Origin of the sequence: Aeromonas sp. R10-1, from assembly GCF_040908465.1 — a bacterium.
Taxonomy (GTDB): Bacteria; Pseudomonadota; Gammaproteobacteria; order Enterobacterales; family Aeromonadaceae; genus Aeromonas; species Aeromonas caviae.
The window spans coordinates 1-2,080 of record NZ_JBFODT010000012.1; the positions used below are offsets into that span (position 1 = coordinate 1).

Consider the following 2,080-nt stretch of genomic DNA (forward strand, 5'->3'; position numbering starts at 1 on the left):
ATGACCAAGAACCAGATGCTGATGCAGGCTGGCATGTCCGTGCTGTCCAACTCCAACCAGATGACCGGCATGGTGACTTCCCTGCTGCGTTGATGCTGGTGGCACCCATCTCCCCGATGGGTGCTTTTTTCCTGTTTCTCCACCCTGCTCCTCCCGCGCTCTCTTTTTCATCGTATTTTTCAGCCGCAGCTCAAGTCTTGCCTCGCACCTGTCGCTTCTCTCCTTCGTACGGTTATCCGCTGCGGTAGCAGCCTCCTTCGAGGAATAGATCATGGGTTTGTCCATTCATACCAACTTCGCTTCTCTGACCACTCAGAACCAGCTGAACAACACCAACAAGATGCTGGGCACCGCCATGCAGCGCCTGGGTACCGGTCTTCGCATCAACTCCGCCGCCGACGACGCGGCCGGTCTGCAGATGGCTACCCGCCTGCAAGCCCAGTCCAACGGCCAGAAGGTCGGTATGCGCAACGCCCAGGATGCCATCTCCATGATGCAGACTGCCGAAGGCGCCATGGACGAGATGACCAACATCGTCCAGCGCATGAAGGACCTGGCCACCCAGGGTGCGAACGGCACTACCAGCGCCGATGACTATACCGCCCTGAACGCCGAGTTCGGCGAACTGACCAAGGAGCTGGGTAATATTGTTAACAACACCAGCTTTGGTGGCCAGAAGCTGTTGAAGGGTGGTTCGTTTGAGGTCGCCACTGGTGTGACTTTCCAGATTGGTGGCTCTAGCACTGAAACATTGAAGGTTGATGTAGCTACCGCGATGAAGGACCTTACTGGCACTACAGCAACTAGCGGTATTGCGGACGCTGATATTGTCGCGGGTATTGGTGATCAAACCAAAGCCAGTGACGCGATTACCGCCACAAGCAACCTGCTTGATCAAATTGGTGCTGTTCGTTCTTCCTTCGGTGCCAACATCAACCGTCTGGAGCACACCGTCAACAACCTCTCGAACATGAAAGAGAACACCGACATGGCGAACGGCCGCATCATGGATGCCGACTTCGCCCAGGAGAGCACCAACATGACCAAGAACCAGATGCTGATGCAGGCTGGCATGTCCGTGCTGTCCAACTCCAACCAGATGACCGGCATGGTGACCTCCCTGCTGCGTTGATGCTGGCGGCACCCATCTCCCCGGTGGGTGCCTTGTTCCTGTTTCCCCTCCCTGCTTCTCCCGCGCCCCCTTTTTCATCATATTTTTCACCCGCAGCTCAAGTCTTGCCTCGCACCTGTCGCTTCTCTCCTTCGTACGGTTATCCGCTGCGGTAGCAGCCTTCTTCGAGGAATAGATCATGGGTTTGTCCATTCATACCAATTTCGCTTCTCTGACCACTCAGAACCAGCTGAACAACACCAACAAGATGCTGGGCACCGCCATGCAGCGCCTGGGTACCGGTCTGCGCATCAACTCCGCCGCCGATGACGCCGCCGGTCTGCAGATGGCCACCCGTCTGCAAGCCCAGTCCAACGGCCAGAAGGTCGGCATGCGCAACGCCCAGGACGCCGTCTCCATGATGCAGACCGCCGAAGGTGCCATGGACGAGATGACCAACATCGTTCAGCGCATGAAAGACCTGGCCACCCAGGGCGCCAACGGCACCGCGAGCGCGGAAGACCGTCTGGCCATGGGCACCGAAATGAAAGAGCTGTCTGCCGAGCTGAAGAACATCAGCGACAACACCAAGTTTGGTGGTCAGGCTCTGATCAGCGATGCGGGCAAGTTCGGTGCCGCGGCAGTGACCTTCCAGATCGGTGGTTCCGCCGCCGAGAAGCTGGATGTGGATGCCAGCACCAATGTTCAGGCCGTCAACGCAGCCATTGATACCGCGCAAACCGATTTTGCCACCGCCGATGTGGCGGCCACTGCCCTGGCCTCCACTGCCTTCAATGCGCAGATCACCAAGATGGAAGACGCCCTGGATGCCATCGGTACCGCCCGTTCCCAGTTCGGTGCCAACATCAACCGACTGGAGCACACCGTCAACAACCTCTCCAACATGAAAGAGAACACCGACATGGCGAACGGCCGCATCATGGATGCCGACTTCGCCCAGGAGAGCAC

3 protein-coding genes are annotated in these 2,080 nt (G+C 57.9%); all 3 read left to right on the forward strand.

All coding sequences use genetic code 11. From position 1 onward, the window contains the following. The coding region (locus AB5Y93_RS04950) for a flagellin (RefSeq protein WP_368228896.1) at nt 1-93 on the forward strand (93 nt) is incomplete at its 5' end. Between the two features lie 178 nt (nt 94-271). Further along, complete coding sequence (gene lafA, locus AB5Y93_RS04955; protein ID WP_139737873.1) at nt 272-1,132, forward strand: lateral flagellin LafA; 861 nt, start codon at nt 272-274, stop codon at nt 1,130-1,132. Between the two features lie 178 nt (nt 1,133-1,310). Then, nucleotides 1,311-2,080: lateral flagellin LafA (lafA, locus tag AB5Y93_RS04960; protein ID WP_368228895.1), on the forward strand; the 770-nt coding region annotated here is incomplete at its 3' end.